At 69.2% G+C, this 19,800-nt stretch carries 16 protein-coding genes; 8 read left to right on the top strand and 8 right to left on the bottom strand.

Annotated features, from left to right (window positions below; all coding sequences use genetic code 11):
• Positions 1 to 21: 21 nt before the first annotated feature.
• The 3 genes from paaB to ACH4TV_RS12655 all read right to left on the bottom strand — a co-directional run bounded on the left by paaB (position 22) and on the right by ACH4TV_RS12655 (position 1,948).
• Entirely contained in the window at positions 22 to 318 is a 297-nt protein-coding gene (gene paaB / locus ACH4TV_RS12665) for a 1,2-phenylacetyl-CoA epoxidase subunit PaaB (RefSeq protein WP_398397153.1), read from the bottom strand.
• A complete protein-coding gene (gene paaA, locus ACH4TV_RS12660; RefSeq protein ID WP_398397151.1) occupies positions 315 to 1,283 on the bottom strand; it encodes a 1,2-phenylacetyl-CoA epoxidase subunit PaaA in 969 nt (322 codons plus the stop codon). Before paaA ends, paaB begins: the two co-directional genes overlap by 4 nt.
• Before the next feature lie 86 nt (positions 1,284 to 1,369).
• Positions 1,370 to 1,948: a helix-turn-helix domain-containing protein gene (locus ACH4TV_RS12655; RefSeq protein WP_398397149.1), complete on the bottom strand. Its 579-nt coding sequence runs from the start codon at positions 1,946 to 1,948 to the stop codon at positions 1,370 to 1,372.
• A gap of 55 nt (positions 1,949 to 2,003) precedes the next feature.
• On the opposite strand from ACH4TV_RS12655, the gene ACH4TV_RS12650 reads away from it, so the two are divergent.
• Positions 2,004 to 2,528 carry a GNAT family N-acetyltransferase gene (locus tag ACH4TV_RS12650; protein ID WP_398397147.1) on the top strand — a complete coding sequence of 175 codons (525 nt, stop codon included), beginning with the start codon at positions 2,004 to 2,006 and terminating at the stop codon, positions 2,526 to 2,528.
• A 54-nt stretch (positions 2,529 to 2,582) separates the two neighbouring features.
• Here the strand turns inward: ACH4TV_RS12650 and ACH4TV_RS12645 are convergent, their stop codons facing one another.
• Positions 2,583 to 4,295, bottom strand: a complete 1,713-nt coding sequence (locus tag ACH4TV_RS12645) for an IlvD/Edd family dehydratase (RefSeq protein WP_398397145.1) — start codon at positions 4,293 to 4,295, stop codon at positions 2,583 to 2,585.
• 49 nt (positions 4,296 to 4,344) lie between these two features.
• On the opposite strand from ACH4TV_RS12645, the gene ACH4TV_RS12640 reads away from it, so the two are divergent.
• The 3 genes from ACH4TV_RS12640 (at position 4,345) to ACH4TV_RS12630 (ending at position 7,159) form a co-directional block, all read left to right on the top strand.
• A complete protein-coding gene (locus ACH4TV_RS12640; RefSeq protein WP_398397143.1) occupies positions 4,345 to 5,175 on the top strand; it encodes an IclR family transcriptional regulator in 831 nt (276 codons plus the stop codon).
• Between the two features lie 92 nt (positions 5,176 to 5,267).
• Positions 5,268 to 6,128 (top strand): fumarylacetoacetate hydrolase family protein, encoded by an 861-nt coding sequence (locus tag ACH4TV_RS12635; RefSeq protein WP_398397141.1) that lies wholly within the window; start codon positions 5,268 to 5,270, stop codon positions 6,126 to 6,128.
• 14 nt (positions 6,129 to 6,142) lie between these two features.
• The gene (locus ACH4TV_RS12630) at positions 6,143 to 7,159 is read left to right on the top strand and encodes a zinc-binding dehydrogenase (protein ID WP_398397139.1); all 1,017 of its coding nucleotides are present in this window, start codon (positions 6,143 to 6,145) and stop codon (positions 7,157 to 7,159) included.
• 329 nt (positions 7,160 to 7,488) lie between these two features.
• Here the strand turns inward: ACH4TV_RS12630 and ACH4TV_RS12625 are convergent, their stop codons facing one another.
• The 3 genes from ACH4TV_RS12625 to ACH4TV_RS12615 form a co-directional block, all read right to left on the bottom strand.
• Positions 7,489 to 9,615: a glycoside hydrolase family 2 protein gene (locus tag ACH4TV_RS12625; protein WP_398397137.1), complete on the bottom strand. Its 2,127-nt coding sequence runs from the start codon at positions 9,613 to 9,615 to the stop codon at positions 7,489 to 7,491.
• Between the two features lie 117 nt (positions 9,616 to 9,732).
• Positions 9,733 to 11,793 carry an RICIN domain-containing protein gene (locus tag ACH4TV_RS12620; RefSeq protein WP_398397135.1) on the bottom strand — a complete coding sequence of 687 codons (2,061 nt, stop codon included), beginning with the start codon at positions 11,791 to 11,793 and terminating at the stop codon, positions 9,733 to 9,735.
• Positions 11,794 to 12,034: 241 nt separating this feature from the next.
• Positions 12,035 to 13,072 carry a LacI family DNA-binding transcriptional regulator gene (locus ACH4TV_RS12615; protein WP_398397133.1) on the bottom strand — a complete coding sequence of 346 codons (1,038 nt, stop codon included), beginning with the start codon at positions 13,070 to 13,072 and terminating at the stop codon, positions 12,035 to 12,037.
• 530 nt (positions 13,073 to 13,602) lie between these two features.
• Between ACH4TV_RS12615 and ACH4TV_RS12610 the strand changes: the two genes are divergently transcribed.
• The 4 genes from ACH4TV_RS12610 to ACH4TV_RS12595 are packed head-to-tail and all read left to right on the top strand — an operon-like array spanning position 13,603 to position 18,878.
• A complete protein-coding gene (locus ACH4TV_RS12610) occupies positions 13,603 to 14,913 on the top strand; it encodes an ABC transporter substrate-binding protein (RefSeq protein ID WP_398397131.1) in 1,311 nt (436 codons plus the stop codon).
• 37 nt (positions 14,914 to 14,950) lie between these two features.
• Positions 14,951 to 15,931 (top strand): carbohydrate ABC transporter permease, encoded by a 981-nt coding sequence (locus ACH4TV_RS12605; RefSeq protein WP_398397129.1) that lies wholly within the window; start codon positions 14,951 to 14,953, stop codon positions 15,929 to 15,931.
• Positions 15,928 to 16,812, top strand: a complete 885-nt coding sequence (locus ACH4TV_RS12600) for a carbohydrate ABC transporter permease (protein ID WP_398397127.1) — start codon at positions 15,928 to 15,930, stop codon at positions 16,810 to 16,812. Before ACH4TV_RS12605 ends, ACH4TV_RS12600 begins: the two co-directional genes overlap by 4 nt.
• 50 nt (positions 16,813 to 16,862) lie before the next feature.
• On the top strand, positions 16,863 to 18,878 hold the full coding sequence (locus tag ACH4TV_RS12595; protein WP_398397125.1) for a beta-galactosidase: 2,016 nt from the start codon (positions 16,863 to 16,865) through the stop codon (positions 18,876 to 18,878).
• 25 nt (positions 18,879 to 18,903) lie between these two features.
• Here the strand turns inward: ACH4TV_RS12595 and ACH4TV_RS12590 are convergent, their stop codons facing one another.
• On the bottom strand, positions 18,904 to 19,791 hold the full coding sequence (locus ACH4TV_RS12590) for an SMP-30/gluconolactonase/LRE family protein (RefSeq protein ID WP_398397123.1): 888 nt from the start codon (positions 19,789 to 19,791) through the stop codon (positions 18,904 to 18,906).
• Positions 19,792 to 19,800: the final 9 nt, after the last annotated feature.

Raw genomic sequence — 19,800 nt, 5'->3', positions numbered from 1 at the left:
TCTGCTGCTCCTCTCCTCGGGCTAGATGTGCGGGACGTCGTCGGGGATGTCGTAGAAGGTCGGGTGGCGGTAGACCTTGTCGGCGCTGGGCTCGAAGAACGGGTCCTTCTCGTCGCGCGAGGAGGCGGCGATGTGCTCGGAGCGCACCACCCAGATGCTCACGCCTTCGTTGCGCCGCGTGTACAGGTCGCGCGCGTGGGTGAGCGCCATCCGGTCGTCGGCCGCGTGCAGCGAGCCCACGTGTACGTGGTTCAGGCCGCGCTTGCCCCGGACGAACACCTCGTACAGCGGCCACTCGTTGGACAGGTCGTTGCTCATGCCACTGTCTCCTTCGCGGCCCGGGCGCGCTGTTTGGCGGCGTGTGCGGTGGCCGCCTCGCGCACCCAGGCGCCGTCCTCGTGGGCGGTCCGACGCCGTGCTACCCGTTCGGTGTTGCAGGGGCCGCCGCCCTTGATGACGCGCATCAGCTCGTCCCAGTCGGGGGTGCCGAAGTCGTGGTGTCCGCGCTCCTCGTTCCAGCGCAGTTCCGGGTCGGGCAGGGTCACGCCGATCTTCTCGGCCTGCGGGACGGTCATGTCGACGAAGCGCTGACGCAGTTCGTCGTTGGTGTGCCGCTTGATCTTCCAGGCCATGGACTGCGCGGAGTTGGGCGAGGCGTCGTCGGGCGGGCCGAACATCATCAGGGAGGGCCACCACCAGCGGTCGACGGCGTCCTGGACCATCGCCTGCTGTTCCTCCGTACCGCGCATCATCGTCATCAGCAGTTCGTAACCCTGCCGCTGGTGGAACGACTCCTCCTTGCAGATCCGCACCATCGCGCGTGCGTACGGGCCGTACGAACTCCGGCACAGGGGTACCTGGTTGCAGATCGCGGCGCCGTCCACGAACCAGCCGATCACGCCGACGTCGGCGAAGCTCGGCGTCGGGTAGTTGAAGATCGACGAGTACTTCTGGCGGCCCTCGATGAGCCGCTCGGTGAGGTCCGCGCGGTCGGCGCCGAGCGTCTCGGCGGCCGAGTACAGGTACAGCCCGTGCCCGGCCTCGTCCTGGACCTTCGCGAAGAGGATGGCCTTGCGGCGCAGTGAGGGCGCGCGCGTGATCCACTCGCCCTCCGGCTGCATGCCGATGATCTCCGAGTGCGCGTGCTGGGCGATCTGGCGGATCAGCGTCTTCCGGTAGCCCTCGGGCATCCAGTCGCGCGGCTCGATCCGCCGGTCCCGCGCGATCGTCGCCTCGAAGTGCTCCTGGAGCAGCCCCTCGGCGGCGGAGTGTGTCGTCGTCATCGATACCCGCTCCCCAACCGACCATTCGTTCGGTATCAGTGTGACGACTTTTCTCCGCCCGCACAAGGCGTCGGGCGGAGTTCGGATCAGGGCGCCCGGCGCGTCCGGGCCCGCATGACGAGCGCGGCGACGTGGTAGGTGCAGGGCGCCGTCGGGTCCGGGTTGGCGTAGGCGTGCGTGACGTCGGAGGCGAAGTACACGGAGTCTCCCGCATGGAGGTCCACGGTCCGCTCCGCGAGCGTCAGCCGCAGGGTCCCCGACTCGATCGCGACGAACTCGTGGGATCCGGGCGCGTACGCGGGGAACGCGCCGGCGTCGCACCCGGGAGGCAGGGTGGTGCGGATCCACTCGAAGTTCACTCCGGGCACGACCGGCGACAGGATCGTCCGCCGCCATCCGCCCGGCTCGTCGACAACGTCCTGGTCGGCGGCGCGGCGCACGACGACCCGGCTGTCGCCGGGCGGGTCCACCAGGTGGGCGAGCGGAACACCGAGTCCGTCGGCGATGCGGGCGAGGACGACGACGGTGGGCGCCTTCTGTCCGCGCTCGACCGAGGACAGCATGCTCACGCTCACCTCGGCCGCGTCGGCCAGTCGCTGAAGGGTCAGGTCCCGGTCGTGCCGCAGCCCCTGAACGCGTCTGCCCAGCTCCACGAGATCTAGCATTACACTATAATAGTCATTCATTTCGCTATAGAGGAATTCGAGAAACGAGCCGAACGTGACAGCGCCCGAGGCGGCCATCCGGCCCGCGACACCCGAGGACCTGAAGGCCGCGGCCGACATCTACACGCACTACGTACTCCACACCGTGGCCACCTTCGAGGAGACCCCGCCCAGCGTTGCCCACTGGCAGCTGCGGCTGGACGATCTCGCCGGGCGCGGGCTGCCCTTCCTCGTCGCCGAGATCTCCGGCACCGTGGCCGGTTTCGCGTACGCGGGGCCCTGGCGCCCCAAGCCCGCCTACCGGTACACGGTGGAGGACACGATCTATCTCGCGCCCGAGGCCACCGGCCGGGGCCTGGGCGCCGCCCTGCTCGGCGCGCTGGTGACGGAGTCGGCCCGGGCCGGCATGCGACAGATGATCGCCGTGATCGCCGACACCGGCAGCGATGCCTCGGCGGCCCTGCACCGCCGCTTCGGCTTCACGGACGCCGGGCGGCTCACCCACGTCGGCTACAAGCACGACCGCTGGATCGACACCCTCCTGCTGCAACGGACCCTGACGGCGGACGACGGTCAGTAGGGGGTCCCGTCCGCCGCTGATGCCGTAGACGTCACGTCTCGCGCGGGGCTCGCGTCAGTGCGATTCCCGGCTCACCTCCGAGCCGCTGGAGCCGACCAGGAAGTCCAGGTCGGCGCCCGTGTCGGCCTGCTGGACATGGTCGACGTACAGGCGTTCCCAGCCGCGCCGAGGGTTGGCGAAGCCGGTCACGGTGGCCTCGTTGGCCGTCCTGCGGGCGAGTTCACCGTCGGGTACGTCGACGTCGAGGCGCCGGGCCTCGACGTCGAGGTCGATGACGTCTCCGGTGCGTACGAGGGCGAGGGGGCCGCCGGCCGCGGCCTCCGGGGTCACGTGGAGGACGACGGTGCCGTAGGCGGTGCCGCTCATCCGGCCGTCGCAGACGCGGACCATGTCACGGACGCCCTGTTCGAGGAGTTTCTTCGGCAGCGGCATGTTGGACACCTCGGGCATCCCCGGGTAGCCCTTGGGGCCGCAGCCGCGCAGGACGAGCACGGAGTCGGCGTCCACGTCGAGGTCGGGGTCGTCGATGCGGGCGTGGAAGTCCTCGATCGAGTCGAAGACGACCGCCCGGCCACGGTGGCGCAGCAGGTGCGGGGAAGCCGCCGCGGGCTTGATGAGCGCGCCGCGGGGGGCCAGGTTGCCGCGCAGGACGGCGATGCCACCCTCGGCGACCAGCGGCTTCGCGCGCGTGCGGATCACCTCGGCGTCCCAGATCGGCGCGTCGTCGAGGTGGCCGACCAGCGGTTCGCCGGTGACGGTCAGGGCGTCGGGGTCGAGCAGGTCGCGTACCTCGCGCAGGACGGCGGACAGGCCGCCGGCGCGGTGGAAGTCCTCCATGAGGAAGCGGCCGGCCGGCTGGAGGTCGACCAGGACCGGGACGCGGGAGCCGATGCGGTCGAAGTCGTCGAGCGACAGGTCGATCCCGAGTCGGCCCGCGATCGCCAGCAGGTGCACAACCGCGTTGGTGGAACCGCCGATGGCGGCCAGAGCGACGATCGCGTTGTGGAAGGACGCCTTGGTCAGGAAGGTGCCCGGCCTGCGGTCCGCGGCGACCATGTCGACCACCAACTTGCCGGTGCCGTGGGCGGCTTCGAGCAGCCGGCTGTCCGGAGCAGGGGTGCCGGCCACACCGGGGACGACCGTGCCCAGCGCCTCGGCGACCAGAGCCATCGTCGAGGCGGTGCCCATGGTGTTGCAGTGTCCGCGGCTGCGGATCATCGCCGACTCGGAGCGGGTGAACTGGTCCTGGGAGAGCGTGCCGGCCCGTACCTCCTCCGACAGCCGCCACACGTCGGTGCCGCAGCCCAGCGGTGTACCGCGGAAAGTCCCCGTCAGCATCGGCCCGCCGGGCACGACGACGGCGGGCAGGTCCACCGAGGCGGCGGCCATGAGCAGCGACGGGATGGTCTTGTCGCAGCCGCCCAGCAGGACGACGCCGTCGATCGGGTTGGCCCGCAGCATCTCCTCCGTGGCCATCGCCGCCATGTTGCGCCAGAGCATGGCCGTGGGCCGCACCTGGGTCTCGCCGAGCGACACCACGGGCAGGTCGAGCGGGATGCCGCCCGCTTCGTAGACGCCGTTGCGGACCGAGGCCGCCACCTCGTTGAGGTGTGCGTTGCAGGGGGTCAGGTCCGAGGCGGTGTTGGCGATGGCGATCTGCGGCCGGCCCGTGAACGCGTCGTCCGGTGCGCCCCGGCGCATCCAGGCCCGGTGGATGTAGGCGTTGCGCCCCTGCCCCTCGTACCACTGTGCACTGCGAAGCTCCACCGTCGACCCTTTCCAATAATCGGCACAACGGTCTACTCTTCGGAACGCCATGAAGCATATGCAGATCCACGACGGCTCGTCAGCCCCCGTGACCGGGGAAGTCGCCGGAGGCGATGGTGACGCCGCGCGTCTCGTGGGCTCGGACCGGGTGCTCGCCGTGCTCAAGGAGCTCGCCCGGTATCCCGACGGCGTGGGTCTTGAGGAACTGACCCGGGTGATCGGCAGCCCCAAACCCACCGTGCACCGGGCGCTGGGCGCCCTGCGCCGGGCCGGGCTGGCCGATCAGGGCACCCGCGGCCGCTATGTCCTCGGCGACGAGTTCCTGCGGATGGCTTTCGCCCACCACGAGGCGCGTCCCGAGCAGGTCCGTATACGTCCTGTACTCGAAGCGCTGGCCCACCGGTTCGGCGAGACGGCGCACTACGCGGTCCTCGACGGCCGCGAGGTCGTCTACCGCGCCAAGGTCGACCCGCCCACCGGCGCCGTCCGGCTGACGTCGGAGGTGGGCGGCCGAAACCCCGCCCACGCCACCGGCGTCGGAAAGGTCCTGCTGGCCCCCCGGCTGACCTCCCTGGCGGACGTCGAGGCGTGGATCGGCGACACACCGCTCGAACGCCGGACACCGGCAACCCTGTGCACGCCCGCCGCCCTGCACGGCGACCTGCGGACCACCCGCGACCGGGGCTACGCGATCGACGACCAGGAGAACGAGCCAGGCGTCAACTGCCTCTCCCTGCCCGTGTACGCGACCTCGCCGACGACGCCCTCGGGTGCCGTGAGTGTCAGCGCGCTGACATACCGGACGCCCCTGCGCACCCTTGTCGACGCGGTCGACGAGATCCGGGCGCTGCTCGGCCCGTTGGCGGAGCCGCACCGATGAGCGCGAGCAGGCCATGAACCTCTACTGGCTGACTGACTTACTGACCGACCGACTGACTGACCGACCCGCCGGCCGAACTGGAGACTGACCCCGTGTACCTCATGCGTATCGGTGCCGCAGGCGCCGAGAAGCCCGTCGCCCGCATCGACGACGAGACGTACGTCGACCTCTCCGACGTCGTCACGGACTTCGACGAGGCGTTCTTCGGGTCGGGCGGCCTCGACCGTGTCCGTCCCGTCGTGGACGAACGGACGGCCGCCGGCCAGGTGTCCCGCTTCGCCGGGGAGCGGATCGGTGCCCCGATCGCCCGCCCGCACCAGATCCTGTGCATCGGCCTCAACTATCGTGACCACGCGGCCGAGGCCGGGATGGCCGTACCGGACGAGCCGATCCTGTTCACCAAGTCGCCCAACACCCTTGTCGGCCCGAACGACGATGTGCGCATCCCGCGCGGGTCCGCCAAGACCGACTGGGAGGTGGAGCTCGGCATCGTGATCGGCCGCCGCACCAGCTACCTGGACTCGGTCGAGGAGGCACGCGACGCCATCGCCGGATACGTCGTCGTCAACGACGTCAGCGAACGCGCCTTCCAACTGGAGCGGGGCGGGCAGTGGGCGAAGGGCAAGTCCGCCGAGACCTTCAACCCGGCGGGTCCCTGGCTGGCCACGACCGACGAGATCGACGACGTCCGCGCGCTGGACATGTGGCTCGACGTCAACGGGGTGCGCCGCCAGAACGGCAACACCAAGACGATGATCTTCGACCCGTACGTCATCGTGCACTACCTCAGCCAGTTCCTCGTCCTGGAACCCGGCGACCTGATCAACACCGGTACCCCGCCCGGCGTCGGCATGGGCTTCGACCCGCCCGTGTGGCTGCGGCCGGGGGACGTGATGGAGCTCGGCATCCATCACCTCGGCACGCAGCGCCAGCACGTCCTCGGCCCCCGGTGAGCACCCGTCGCCTCATGCGCGCGTTCGTCCTGACGGCCCCGGGGAAGTACGAGGTCCAGGAGGTCCCTGTTCCGGTGGCGGCCCCCGGCGAGGCCGTCGTCGACGTCGAGCGGGTCGGGGTGTGCGGCACCGACATGGAGTTCTGCACCGGTGCGATGGCCTATCTGCACCAGGGCCACTCCTCCTATCCGATGCGCCTCGGCCACGAGTGGGCGGGGCGTGTGGCGGCGGTCGGCGAGGGCGTCGACCCCGCCTGGGTCGGCCGCCGGGTCATGGGCGACACCATGCTGGGCTGCGGCGCCTGCCGCCGCTGTCTGCGGGGCCACCAGCACGTGTGCGAGCAGCGGCAGGAGGTCGGCATCCGGGGCGGCCGGGCCGGCGCGCTGGCCGAGCAACTCGCCGTCCCTGTCTCGTCGTTGCACGAGCTGCCCGACACCGTCGACGCGGTGCTCGGGGCCCTGGTGGAGCCGGGCGGCAACGCCCTGCGCGCCGCCCGGGCCGCCGAACTGCGCCCCGGAGACCGGGCGTTGGTCCTCGGCCCCGGGACGATCGGGCTCCTGGTTGCCCTGTTCGCCCGCGCCGCCGGCGCGGAGGTCCACCTGATGGGGGCGACGGACGCCTCACTCGCCTTCGCCCGGGAGCTGGGCTTCGAGCACGCCTGGCGGGAGGACTCCGTCCCGGATCTCCCGTACGACGCTGTCGTCGACGCCTCCAACGCGGCCCATCTTCCCGAACTGGCCCTTGAGTTGGTGGAACCGGCTGGCCGTGTCGTCTACATAGGCCTGTCCGGTGTCCCGAGCCGTGTCGACACGCGCACCCTCGTCCTCAAGGACGTCACCGCGGTCGGCGTGCTGTCCGCCTCCCCCGGTCTCGACGCCACCATCCGGGCGTACGCCGAGGGTTCGGTCGACCCCAGGCCGCTCGTCGCCGCGACGGTGGGCCTGCACGAGGTCGGGGCCGTCCTCGCGGGTGAGCGCCCGGTGGGCGCGGGTCCTGGGCCGAAGATCCATGTCGACCCGCGCCTGGGCTGAGGCCGTGCGGGGTGTGGTCAGGGTGCGGTGATGCCGTCGAAATCGACGCGTACGTCGTCCTCTCCTCCGGAGGAGAACAGGCCACCGTCCGTCAACGGGCCACCGTCACCGCACTCGAAACCCTCCCGCTCCCTCCCAACGGCAGACTCGACGCGGCACGCCTCCCCGCACCCACCGCCCGCCGAACGCGGACACAGCCCCCGCCGACGACCTCACCACCCTCGCCCTCCGCCAGCTCTACCGCCACCCCACCATCCGGGCAACAGCCGCAAGCCTCGGGGCGTCTGACGTTCCCCAGAGGGCATGACGGACGGCGCGGGACGAGGTTCTCAGGCGAGGGTCCAGTCGACGCTGTCGGTGTACGTGGAGCCGTTGATGGTCGCGGTCACCACCACCGTGTTCCGGCCCGGCTTCAGAGTGACGCCGGCCCACCTGAAAATGCGGTCGCCGCTGCTCACAGTGGACAGGGAGGTGCCGTTGAGGGTCGCGGTGACCTCGTCCGCGTTGGAGTAGACCTTCAGCTCGGTGGTGGCATCGGTTCGCTGCGTCCAGCGACGGCTGGTGAGGTAAAGGGTCGGAGTACTCGCCCAGTTGGCCTTGTACCAGTGGAAGGCGTCCTTGCGGATCTGCCGGTCACGGGTGACCAGGCCCTTGTCGTTGATTCCCGGACGGCCTCCTTCGTTGCGGCCGTCGGAGGCGAAGTCGAACATGGCCCAGACGAACGAGCCCCAGATGTACGGACGGGCGGCGAGCTGCTTCCAGGCCGCCTCGTGGAACAGCGCCTGGTACTCCTCCGGATGCCAGGAACCACCGGGTGCGGGCTTGGGCGGGTTCAGGGCGTGCTGGGCGGGGTTGGCGCCGACACCGTACTCGGACATGCAGATCCTGCGGGACGGGGAGTTCGCGTGCAGGTTGTCGGCCCAGGCACCGAGTTCGCCGTCCTTCGAACCGTAGTACCAGCCGTAGTACTTGTTGAAGCCTGTTGTCTGCGTGTGCAGCCCCGCCTGCGCGTTGTCGGGGTCTTCGCCGCGCACCGCGTAGGTGGAGAGACGGTCCGGGTCCTCGGATTCGACGATGCCGGCCAGTGACGCGAGCAGCTTGTTCGTGGCGGTGCCGTCGTAGTCGAGCTGCTCGTTGCCGATGCCCCAGAAGACGATCGACGGGTGGTTGTAGTTCTGCCGGATCAGCTCCCGCAGCTGGGTCTGGGTGCCGGTGGTGAAGGCGGCCGAGTCGGTGACGATGTCGACGAGCGGGATCTCCGCCCACAGGAGCAGCCCGCGTTCGTCGGCGAGGTTGTAGTCCTTCTGGTCGTGCTGGTAATGCGCCATCCTGATGGCGTTGGCGCCGATCTCCTGGATGAGGTCGAAGTCCTGTGTGTGATCGGCGTCGGATATCGCCCAGCCCTTACCGGTCCGCTCCTGGTGCAGGTTGACGCCGTGCAGGCCGAGATGGCTGCCGTTGAGGTGGAAGCCGGTGTCGGCGTCGACGGCGATGGAGCGAAGGCCCAGGCGCTCGGTCACCACGTCCGCGATCCTGTCCGCGCCCGCGGTGACGTCATGGATCTCGACGCTCGCGTTGTGGAGGTAGGGATCCGCCAGGCCGTTCCACAGGCGTGGGTTGTCGATGCGGACGGTCTGCCGGATCTCCGCGCCGGTGGCTGCGGGGACGGTCTGCGCGGTGCTGCTGGTCTCCGCGACGACGGCCCCGCTCTTGTCGGCGACGACGCTGCGGACGACCACTGATCTGGTGGTGCTGCTGTCGTTCCACAGCTTCGTCGTCACGGTCACCGTGGCCGACGCCGCGGTCACGTTGCTCTGCCGCAGGTAGATTCCGGGGCCCGCGTAGTCCGTCATCCGCACATGAAGGTCGTCGACGGCCCACAGGCTCACGTTGCGGTAGATGCCGCCCTGGAAAGTGTAGTCCGCGCCCACCGGGGCGATGTCGGTGTCGCGGGCGTTGGTCACCTTCACCGCGATCACGTTGTCCCCTCCCGGGACCAGCGCGGCGGTGGCGTCGAACCTGAAGCGGGAGTACCCGCCCTCGTGCTGCCCGAGGTACGTGCCGTTGACCCAGACGTCGGCGACCTGGTTGACCCCGGCGAACTGCAGGTACAGCCGCTTCCCGGCCAGTTCGGACGGCACGGCGTAGTGGCGGCGGTACCAGCCCACTCCGCGGTAGTAGTTGTTGCCGCCGTCGGCACCGTCGACGGCGTTCCAGGTGTGGGGCGTGTTCACCGACGTCCATTCGGAGTCGTTGAATCCGATTGCCTCCGCCCCTGTGGCGTCCGCTCTGATGAATCGCCACCCGTTGTTGAGGTGGATCCACACACGCGGATCCGGTGCCGTGTACGTCGTGGCCGCGAAGGCGGCATTGGTCTGCGGAATCCCTGCCAACGAGACCAGCACTCCTCCAGTCGTCCCGCTCAGCAGCTGCCGGCGAGTGGGGAAACCTGCCATGTCAGAACTCACTTCCTCAACTGTGCAGGACACTGCCTGCCGGGCTCGTCGGCTTGGCCCGCGAACCCGGCAGGCGGGATGGTGGTTTGCTCTGCCTTTCCTGGTCAGTTGTCCTGGTCAGTTGATGCGGACGATCTTCCAGAGCTGGTCGTCGACCGCGACGCTGTTCCACTGGACGACGCCGGCACCGTCGGCGGTGGAGGACTCGGCGACACCGGCGACAAGGGTGCTGTTCACGTTCCGGAGCCGGTAGTAGCCGTCACCGGCGTCGGTGAGGGTCCACTTCTGGGAGTCGGCGCTGGAGGCGGTGTTCTGGACGACGGCCGCCCCTGCCGTGCCGGCGGAGTTGCGGATGTCGAGGTTGAGACTGCTGTTGACGTTCTTGATGTTCCAGGCGCCACTGCCCGCGGACTGGAAGGTGAACAGCTGGCACACACAGGCGGAGTTGCGCCACTGGTTGACCGCGGTGTTGGTGGCGGTGGAGCCCTGGGGGATGTCGAGGTACTTGCCGCTGTTCTTGTTGACGAGGATGTACTGGCCGGTGCCCAGGGGAGGCAGAGCGGTCTGGGTGAAGTCCCAGCGCTGGCAGCCGCAGCTGGTGCCGCTCCACTGGACGGCGGTGGTGCCGGGGGCGGTGGAGGCGCTGGGGATCTCCAGCAGCTTGCCGGTGACGCGGTTGGTGACGGTGTAGCCACCGGCAGGGTGGGGGGCGACGGCCCATTCGTGGTCGAGGGTGCCGTTGTCGTCCCACTGCAGGATCCTGGCGCCGTTGGCGGTGGACTGGTTCTCCACCCCGAGGACCTTGCCACTGGCCACGTTGAAGATCTTGAAGTAGCCGGACGCCTGCTGGACGAAGCGCCACCGCTGGTCGGTGGCGTTGGTCGTGGTCTGCTGGGTCGCTGCGGCGCCGTTGGTGGTGGAGCCGCCGACGATGGTGAGGTTCAGGTCGCTGCCCGCGTTGGACAGGGTGTAGGTGGCGCCGTCGGAGATGCCGCCGCCCAGGTCGATGGTGCTGTACGTGACAGGGTTACGGACGTTGCTGCCGCCGCTTCCCCCGCTGAGCACCAGCAGGCTGTGGCCGTCGGTCAGTGGGAGCATGCCCCGGCTGTATCCGCCGACGACGTTGGAGCTGATGCGTGTCCAGGCGTTCGCGGCGCCGTTCTGGGTGTTGAGGAACAGGTCGGCCGTGCTGTAGGCGCCGACGACGAGGGTGCCGTTCGGTCCGCCGGTGGGCAGCCAGGTGACGTAGGGAGTGCTGGTGGGGACCAGGCCGTCCGTCGATCTCAGTGAAACGCCCGTGACGGAGCCGAACGCCTCCGGGTCGGCGGAGATCTTGTAGTAGACGGCGAAGTTGCCGGCAGGGGAGCCGCCGTACTCGTACGTCATGATGTAGTTGCCGTTGGGCAGCTTCGCGACGGTGGCCATACCCGGGCGCTGGCTGAAGGTGGGCATCGCCACGTCGTCCACGACCGGGCCCCAGGTGCGGATGTCCGTGGAGACCTGGTGGACGATCTTCTGCCCGTGGTCGGGGTCGCGCTGGTCGGAGTAGTAGACGATCAGCTTGCCGCCGGAGACGAGGAAGAACGGCTCCCACACGGGAGTGTTGCCATTGCCGTTCTGGTCGAAGGCCGGGCCGCCGGTGGCGATGTTGCTGACGAAGCTCCAGTTCTGTCCGCGGTCGGTGCTGGCATAGACATCGATCTTGATGGCCGAGCGGTCGGCGGGGACGGAAGCTCCGGCGGCGAGGATGGTTCCTGCCGGGAAGCCGCCCATCGCCGTGGGCAGTTCGAACAGCTCGGGCTGCCAGCGCATGCCCCAGCCGTTCTGGGTGTCGGCGACCTCGGAGATCTTCGTCCAGGAGTTGCCGTTGTCGGTGCTGCGGTAGATCGGGAGCACCGGTGTGCCGGTGGTGTACTGCTCGAAGGTGGCGAGCATCGTGCCGTTGGCCGCGCCGTTGTACTGCAGACGCATCGCCCGCGGATAGAACGACCCGGGTGAGGGCGCGTCCGACGGCGGCGTGTACATGGTCTGCGAGGGGCGGGACAGGGCGTCCGCCCGGCCGGTGGGAAGGACCATGGTCATCGCCGCGACGAGCAGGACGAAGGCCAGGGACACGAGGGAGAGGGGACGGGAACGCGGAGCGGCGCCGGATCTGGCGCCTGTCTGCGTCGGGGACATTGCGGCTCCCAGGGGAAAGGGGAAGGTGTGTTTCGGTGTCCGCCGGCTCGGAACGGCCCGGAGTGACGCGGCGGAGTTCGTTGGGCGCGTCGTCCGGGAGGAATCACCGGACGACGCCGCCGGGCGCGGCTCGCGAGCGCGGGGGCGCAGCGCGACAGGCGCGGAACAGAAGAGGCGGAACAGAAGGGGTGGGGCGCCCCGGCGTGTGGGTGCGCCGGAGCAGTGGTGCGGGGTGGGTTGGTCAGGGGGAGGGCGGAGGCGCCGTCGAGCCGCGGACGATCAGTTCGACGGGTGGGTCGTTCGCCGGCGGCAAGGCGGTGTCGGGCTTCTCGATGGCGTGCAGGAGGAGCCGGATTCCTTCCCGTGACGCGGCCTCGAAGGGCTGACGGACGGTGGTCAGCGGCGGGGAGACGTAGGCGAAGACGGGGTTTCCGTCGAAACCGACGACGCTGATGTCCTGCGGGACCCGGCAGCCGGCTTCCTGCAGGGCGTGGATCACGCCGATGGCCATCTCGTCGCCCCCGGCGAACACCGCGGTCACCGAGCCGTCCGCGGCCAGCGCGCGACCTGCGGCGTACCCGGAGGCCGCCGACCAGTCGCCGTTCAGTACGGGTGGTTCATGCGCGCCCCGGGCCGCGAGCGCCGCCCGCCATCCCGCGATGCGGTCGGTGGTGGCGTACCACCGCCGTGGCCCGGCGAGGTGATGGACCGTCGGATGTCCCAGGTCCAGGAGGTGATCGGTGGCCGCGCGTGCCAGCTGATGGGCTCCCACGCCGGCGGTCAGGGTCCGGGCGGCGCTGAAGGCGGGTGGTGCTCCGAGGAACAGGACCGGCACGTCGACCCCGAGCGGGACCTCACCTTCGACAATGGGTTCGGAGACGACGATGCCGTCCACGCCCTGCTCCAGGAGGGATTCCAGCGCGGCGGCGATGCTTCGCGGGTCGCCGTCCGGTGTGTTGAGCACGCGAAGCGCGTAACCGGCGTCCCGTACGGCTTGTTCGATGCCCACGAGCAGCGAGGCGGTTCCGTACCCGGCCGTCCCCAGAGCGACCACACCGATGGAGCGGGTACGGCCGGAGGCGAGCGCCCTGGCAGCGTGGTTCAGCCGGTAGCCGAGTTCCTCGGCGGCCGCCAGGACGCGTCGTCGGGACTCCTCGGAGACGTACGGCTCGTTGTTGAGGACCCGGGAGACCGTCTTGCGTGAGACGCCGGCCAGCCTGGCCACGTCCTCACTTCGCGGCGCGGAGGAGCCGGCACCGCGCTCCAGCCCTGTTGTCATGAAGGTCTCCCCATGGCCGTGTGTTCTCCATCGAACGAGGTCACTTACATGACCGCGCGGTCTGACCGCGCGGTCAATGTCTACGCATCCGGCGAGCGCACGTCAAGAGTTCTCGCAGCACCACTTGCCTCCGGTGCGACCGCCGTCGAGGGCAGCGACCTCGCGGAGCGAGATGCCGGAGGCTTCCGAGGAAGGCATGCCCGGCATGCATTCCTGCAGCTCAAGCGGCCATTAAGGGGACCTGGACGGTTCGATGGCCGGCCATGCCGGCCCCGCCCGTCCGGTCCGGTTACCGGAGCGTGGGGCTCGCGGCCAGACCCTGGCCATCATCGATTTCCGGACGGAAAGTCTTGACAGCGAGTCCACGGAGCGTTCACGCTTCCTGGCGTCCGACGATCGCGTTTGTTCGATTGTGTTGGATTCCGGTTCTCGACCGACCCTCAAGCGGTCCCTCGACGACCCACTCTCCGTCATACCCCCGTCCGGCTGACGTGCCATACCCGGGCACCGCCAGCCCAGTAGGAGCCGAAATGCACCGTTCCTCCCCCGGCCTGTCCATGCCTGGAAACAGCCGCCGCACCGTACTCCGCGGACTCGGCGGAGCCGCCGTACTGGGTGCCGGCATCCCTCTGCTGAGTGCCTGCGCCGGCAGTTCCGCCTCGTCGGACCCCAAGACCGTCACGGTGGGCTCCAACGCGTCCGACGCCGTCCCGAAGCAGGGGTACGGCGACATCTACGCGGCCTTCACGAAGCAGTCCGGGATCGCGGTCGACATCAACACCAAGGACCACAACACGTTCCAGGAGCAGATAAACACCTACCTCCAGGGCACGCCTGACGACGTGTTCCAGTGGTTCGCCGGCTACCGGATGCAGTTCTTCGCGGCCAAGGGGCTCGCCTCCCCGATCGACGACGTGTGGAAGACGATCGGGGCCAACTTCCCCAGCGCCATGCATGACCTGAGCAAGGGTCAGGACGGCAAGTACTACCTGGTGCCCCTCACCACGTCCCCGTGGGCGGTCTTCTACCGCAAGAGCGTCTTCCAGCAGTACGGCTACGAGGTCCCCACCACGTGGGACGCGTACGTCGCCCTGTGCAAGCAGATGAAGAAGGACGGCCTCGTCCCGATCGCGTACGGCGACAAGGACGCCTGGCCGGCGATGGGCTCCTTCGACCAGATCAACTTCCGCCTCAACGGCTACGACTTCCACGTCGAGCTGATGGCGGGCAGGGCATCGTGGACCGACGCGAAGGTCCGCAAGGTCTTCGACACCTGGGCCGAGACCCTCCCCTACCACCAGGAGGGCTCGACGGGCCGCACCTGGCAGGACGCGGCCCAGACGCTCGCCTCGAAGAAGGCGGGTATGTACATGCTCGGCATGTTCGTGGCCCAGCAGTTCAGCGACAAGGCGGACCTGGACGACCTCGACTTCTTCGCCTTCCCCGAGATCGACCCGGCGCACGGGCAGGACACCGTGGAGGCGCCGACCGACGGCATCATGCTCAGCAAGAAGCCCAAGAACCGTGCCGGGTCCGCCAAGCTGCTCGAATTCCTGGGTACGGCCCAGGCCGAGGAGATCTACCTGAGGGCCGACCCGAGCCTCATCGCCGCCTCCACGAAGGCCGACACCTCCGGCTACAGCGCCCTGCAGAAGAAGGGCTACGAGATGATCAGCCAGGCGAAGCACCTCACCCAGTTCATGGACCGTGACAGCCGGCCGGACTTCACCGCCACGGTGATGCAGCCCGCGCTGCAGAAGTTCATCCGCGACCCCAAGGGCATCGACAGCCTGCTGTCCTCGATCGAGCGCCAGAAGAAGACGATCTTCGCGTCCGGCTGAGCCCGTCCCCCTTCTGAAGCGGATGAACACCGACACCATGAGCTCCGAAACGACCACGAAGATCCCGGAGGCGGCCGCGGTGCCGCCTCCGGGCGCCCCGACACCGAAGAGGCGGGTTCCGCAGGGCCACCAGCGCCTGTTGACCCGCCGCGACCGGATCGCGCTCGGCCTGATGGCCGGCGTGCCGACAATCCTGCACGTGGCCCTCGTCTGGGTCACCGCCCTCGCCTCCATCGCCCTCGCCTTCACCACCTGGGACGGCATCGGCTTCGACTCGATCCAGTGGGTCGGGCTCCAGAACTTCAAGGAACTCTTCGAGCAGAACCCGCAGTTCTGGCCGGCCGTTCAGCACAACGTGATCTGGTTCCTCGTCCTGATCGCGATCCCCACGCCACTCGGCCTGTTCCTGGCCGTGCAACTGGACAAGAAGATCCGGTTCAGCCGCGTCTACCAGACGGCGTTCTTCCTGCCCGTCGTGCTGTCCATGGCGGTCATCGGCTTCGTCTGGCAGCTCGTCTACAACCCCGACACCGGCCTGATCAACAGCATCATCGGGGCCAACGAGCCGGGCAAGTACATCGACTGGATCGGCGACCCGGACCTCAACCTCTGGGCCATCCTCGTCGCCGCGTCCTGGCGCCACACCGGCTACATGATGATCCTGTATCTGGCCGGCCTCAAGGGCGTGGACCCGTCCCTGCGCGAGGCGTCCTCGCTCGACGGCGCCAACGAGTGGCAGACGTTCAAGAACGTCATCTTCCCGACCCTGCGCCCCACCAACACCATCGTCCTGGTCGTCACCATCATCGAGGCCCTGCGCGCCTTCGACCTGGTCTTCGTCTTCAACAAGGGCGCCGAGGGCACCGAGTTGCTCTCGATCCTGGTCACCAACAACATCATCGGCGAGTCCAGCCGCATCGGATACGGCTCCGCCATCGCCGTCGTACTGCTGCTGATCTCCCTCGTCGTGATCATCCCGTACCTGGTGTCCACCTTCCGGAAGGAGCGGCGCGCATGAGCACCACCGTCATGACCAAGGTCCGTACGCCCCTGCGCCCGGCCCGGGTTCTGCTGCACCTCTTCCTCGGGGGCGCGGCGCTGGCCTGGCTCGCACCGCTGCTGTGGGCGATGTACTCGGCGATGCGACCGTACGCGGAGACCAGCGAGAAGGGGTATGTCTCCTGGCCCGACAAGCTGAGCTTCGACAACTTCACGGACGCGTTCACGCAGTCGGACATGGGGCACTACTTCGTCAACACGATGATCATCGCCGTGCCGGCGGTGCTGGTGACCCTGTTCCTGTCGTCGATGGTCGCCTTCTACGTCAGCCGCTTCGACTTCCGCCTCAACCTCGCCCTGCTGCTGGTCTTCACCGCGGGCAACCTGCTGCCGCAGCAGGTCATCATCACCCCGCTGTACCGCCTGTACCTGCTCATCGACCTGCCCGGCATCACCATGTCCGGCAAGCTGTACGACTCCGCGCTCGGTCTGGTCCTCATCCACGTCGCGTTCCAGTCCGGCTTCTGCGCGTTCGTGCTCGCCAACTACATGCGCTCGCTCCCGCACGAACTGACCGAGGCCGCCCTGGTCGACGGCGCCTCGGTGTGGCGCATGTACTGGCAGATCGTGCTGCCGCTGTGCCGGCCGGCGATGGCCGCCTTGGGCACGCTGCTGTCCATCTGGATCTACAACGACTTCTTCTGGGCCCTGGTCCTCATCTCCACCGGCGAGAACATGCCGATCACCTCGGCACTGAACAACCTGACCGGGGCGTACTTCACCGACCCCAACCTGGTCGCCGCCGGTGCCCTGCTCACCGCGATCCCCACCCTGATCGTCTACTTCGTGCTCCAGCGCCAGTTCGTCAGCGGCCTCACGCTGGGCGCCAACAAGGGCTGACACACCCCCACTTGCCCCTCCCCTACAACACCCCTTCCGGAGCATCACCAGTGAGTACCGCACGCCGTCTTCGCATTCCCGGCATCGCCTACGGAGGTGACTACAACCCCGAGCAGTGGCCGGAGGAGGTCTGGGCCGAGGACATGCGCCTGATGGGCGAGGCCGGGGTGACCATGGTCAGCGTCGGCATCTTCTCCTGGGCGCTGCTCGAACCGGCCGAGGGCGTCTACGACTTCGCCCGCATGGACAAGATCCTCGACCTGCTCCACGAGAACGGCATCGCCGCCGACCTGGCGACCCCGACCGCCTGCCCGCCGGCATGGTTCTTCAAGGCGCACCCGGAGGCACTGCCCGTCGACCGGGACGGCCGCACACTGTCGTACGGCAGCCGCCAGACCTTCTGCCCGTCCAGCCCCGCCTACCGCCGAGCAGCACTCCGGATCGCCGGAGCCCTCGCCGAGCGCTACGCCACCCACCCGGCCATCGCCATGTGGCACATCCACAACGAATACGGCTGCCACAACGACGCCTGCTACTGCGACACCAGCGCCGCCGCGTTCCGCACCTGGCTGCGCGCCCGTTATGAGGACGACCTGGACGCCCTCAACCACGCCTGGGGCACCACGTTCTGGAGCCAGTGGTACTACGACTGGGACCAGATCCTGCCGCCCCGCGCCACCGCGGCTCCCCCGAACCCCACCCACCAGCTGGACTGGCGCCGCTTCTGCTCCGACGAACTGCTCTCCCTGTGCACCGCCGAACGCGAGGTGCTGCGCCGGGCCGCTCCGGAGATCCCCGCGACCACCAACTTCCTGGTCCTGCGCACCATCGACGCCCTCGACTACTGGCGCTGGGCACCGGAGTTGGACATCCTCTCCAACGACCACTACCTGCTGTCCGACGACCCGGAGGCCGAGGTCGACATCGCCCTCCACGGCGACCTGATGCGCTCGCTCGCGGGCGGCCCGTGGTTCCTCATGGAGCACTCGACCGGTGCCGTCAACTGGCAGCCCGTCAACCGCGCCAAGCAGCCCGGGGAGATGCGCCGCAACGCGCTCGCGCACGTGGCTCACGGCGCCGACGGCATCGCGTTCTTCCAGTGGCGGGCGGCGAAGGCGGGCGCCGAGCAGTGGCACTCGGCGATGCTGCCGCACGCCGGCACCGACAGCCAGATCTGGCGGGACGTCGTACAACTCGGCGCGGACCTGAGGGCGTTGGCCGAAGTGCGGGACTCCAGCAGCACGGCACAGGTGGCGATCGTGTGGGACTGGGACGCCCGCTGGGCACTGGAACTGCCCTCCCAGCCCAGCGGCGAGCTGCGCTACCAGGACCTGGTCCGGGACTGGTACACCCCCCTGTGGCGGGCCGGCGTCGCCGTCGACTTCGTACGCCCCGACGACCCCGAACTCGACCGCTACGAACTCGTCCTGGCACCCTCGCTGTACCTGATCACGGAGGCAGCCGCGGCGAACCTCGCCCGGTTCGCCGAACGCGGGGGCACGCTGGCCGTCGGCTTCCACAGCGGCATGGTCGACGAGAACACCCACGTGTATCTGGGCGGTTACCCCGGCGCGTTCCGCGACGTCCTCGGCGTGGTCACCGACGAGCTCTTCCCGCTGCTTCCGGGCGAGACGACCGGCCTGACCGGCGACGTGGCCTCGGGCGCCACGGCCGACCTGTGGTCGGAGCGCATACGGCTGACCGGCGCACAGGCCGTCGTCTCCCACGCCGACGGCCCCCTGGCCGGCCACCCCGCCGTCACCCGCCACCGGCACGGCGACGGCACCGCCTGGTATCTGGGCACCCACCCCGACCAGGACACACTCGCAGCCCTGCTCGACCGTATCCGCCAGGAGGCCGGCGTCACACCGGAGCGGGACGCACCCGCCGGGATCGAGGTCGTCCGGCGCCGGGGCACGGAGGCCGACTTCCTGTTCCTCATCGACCACACCGGAAAGGGCGCCGAAGCACCTGCCGAAGGCGTCGAACTCCTCACCGGCACACCGGTCACCGGAACCGTCACCGTCCCACCGGGAGGCGTCGCCGTCGTCCGCGAGCCCCGCTGATCCACCTGCCGGTGGGGAGAGTACGTCAGTGCCCAACACGCCAGGAGCAAGCCGCTGTTCCTACGACCGGTACGGGAACGCTCAGCACCGCGCCCGAAGCCGCGGTCGGGTTCGTCACCCCGTAGCGGGCCGTGGTGACGTAAAGACGGTTGTCGCCAGGGTGCAGACACACCGACGTGGGATGCGGCGCGGGCACGGTCAGGGTGTGGAGCAGATGACCGTCGGGGTGGTAGCGGCGGACCGCGCCGGCGCCCCACATCGCGACCCACAGGCAGCCCTCCTGGTCGACGGTCATCCCGTCGGGGCTGCCTTCGCCGTCGCGCAGTCGGGCGAAGATCTCCGGGGCGCCGACGAGGTCGCCGGAGGCGGGGTCGACTTGGAAGCGGAAGATGGTGCCGACGGCCGTGTCGGCGACGTACATGGTCGTGCCGTCGGCGGTGAACGCCGGACCGTTGACGATGGTCAGGCCGTCGAGGACGCGTACGACCGTGCCGTCGGCGTCCGTCCGGTAGAGCGAGCCGGCGCCGGGAGTGCCGTCGTAAGCCATGCTGCCCGCCCAGAAACGGCCGGCGGGGTCGGCGACACCGTCGTTCATCCGGCTGGGGACCGGCGTACGGTCCTCGGGCCGGTCCAGCCATTCCAGGGCGCCGTCCGCGGTGAGCAGTGCGATGCCGGTGCCCGCGGCGGCGATCCAGGCGCCCGGAGTGTCTGCGACCGGTGCGACGGCACCCAACGGCACGTCGAGTGCGGCCAGTTGGCGCGGGGTCGTGGGTCCGGTGCCGTCGCGAAGTTCGAAGAGCCGGCCGCTGAGTATGTCGACGTACACATACCTGTCGTCGAACCAGCGGCCGCCCTCGGCGAGTTCGTAGCCTCCGTCGACAAGGACCGCCGCAGGCACTGCCGTTGATGTCATGTTCGGTCT

Source organism: Streptomyces sp. NPDC020898, assembly GCF_044333925.1.
Taxonomy (GTDB): domain Bacteria; phylum Actinomycetota; class Actinomycetes; order Streptomycetales; family Streptomycetaceae; genus Streptomyces.
The sequence above is the reverse complement of the archived record's forward strand: the minus strand, read 5'-3'. Positions and strand labels throughout refer to the sequence as shown.

Excerpts from the sequence above, each read along its gene's own strand:
- paaB (WP_398397153.1), bottom strand. The coding sequence starts at position 318 with ATGAGCAACGACCTGTCCAACGAGTGGCCGCTGTACGAGGTGTTCGTC.
- paaA (WP_398397151.1), bottom strand. The coding sequence starts at position 1,283 with ATGACGACGACACACTCCGCCGCCGAGGGGCTGCTCCAGGAGCACTTC.
- ACH4TV_RS12655 (WP_398397149.1), bottom strand. The coding sequence starts at position 1,948 with ATGCTAGATCTCGTGGAGCTGGGCAGACGCGTTCAGGGGCTGCGGCAC.
- ACH4TV_RS12640 (WP_398397143.1), top strand. The coding sequence starts at position 4,345 with ATGAAGCATATGCAGATCCACGACGGCTCGTCAGCCCCCGTGACCGGG.
- ACH4TV_RS12630 (WP_398397139.1), top strand. The coding sequence starts at position 6,143 with ATGCGCGCGTTCGTCCTGACGGCCCCGGGGAAGTACGAGGTCCAGGAG.
- ACH4TV_RS12625 (WP_398397137.1), bottom strand. The coding sequence starts at position 9,615 with ATGGCAGGTTTCCCCACTCGCCGGCAGCTGCTGAGCGGGACGACTGGA.
- ACH4TV_RS12620 (WP_398397135.1), bottom strand. The coding sequence starts at position 11,793 with ATGTCCCCGACGCAGACAGGCGCCAGATCCGGCGCCGCTCCGCGTTCC.
- ACH4TV_RS12615 (WP_398397133.1), bottom strand. The coding sequence starts at position 13,072 with ATGACAACAGGGCTGGAGCGCGGTGCCGGCTCCTCCGCGCCGCGAAGT.
- ACH4TV_RS12610 (WP_398397131.1), top strand. The coding sequence starts at position 13,603 with ATGCACCGTTCCTCCCCCGGCCTGTCCATGCCTGGAAACAGCCGCCGC.
- ACH4TV_RS12605 (WP_398397129.1), top strand. The coding sequence starts at position 14,951 with ATGAGCTCCGAAACGACCACGAAGATCCCGGAGGCGGCCGCGGTGCCG.
- ACH4TV_RS12600 (WP_398397127.1), top strand. The coding sequence starts at position 15,928 with ATGAGCACCACCGTCATGACCAAGGTCCGTACGCCCCTGCGCCCGGCC.
- ACH4TV_RS12590 (WP_398397123.1), bottom strand. The coding sequence starts at position 19,791 with ATGACATCAACGGCAGTGCCTGCGGCGGTCCTTGTCGACGGAGGCTAC.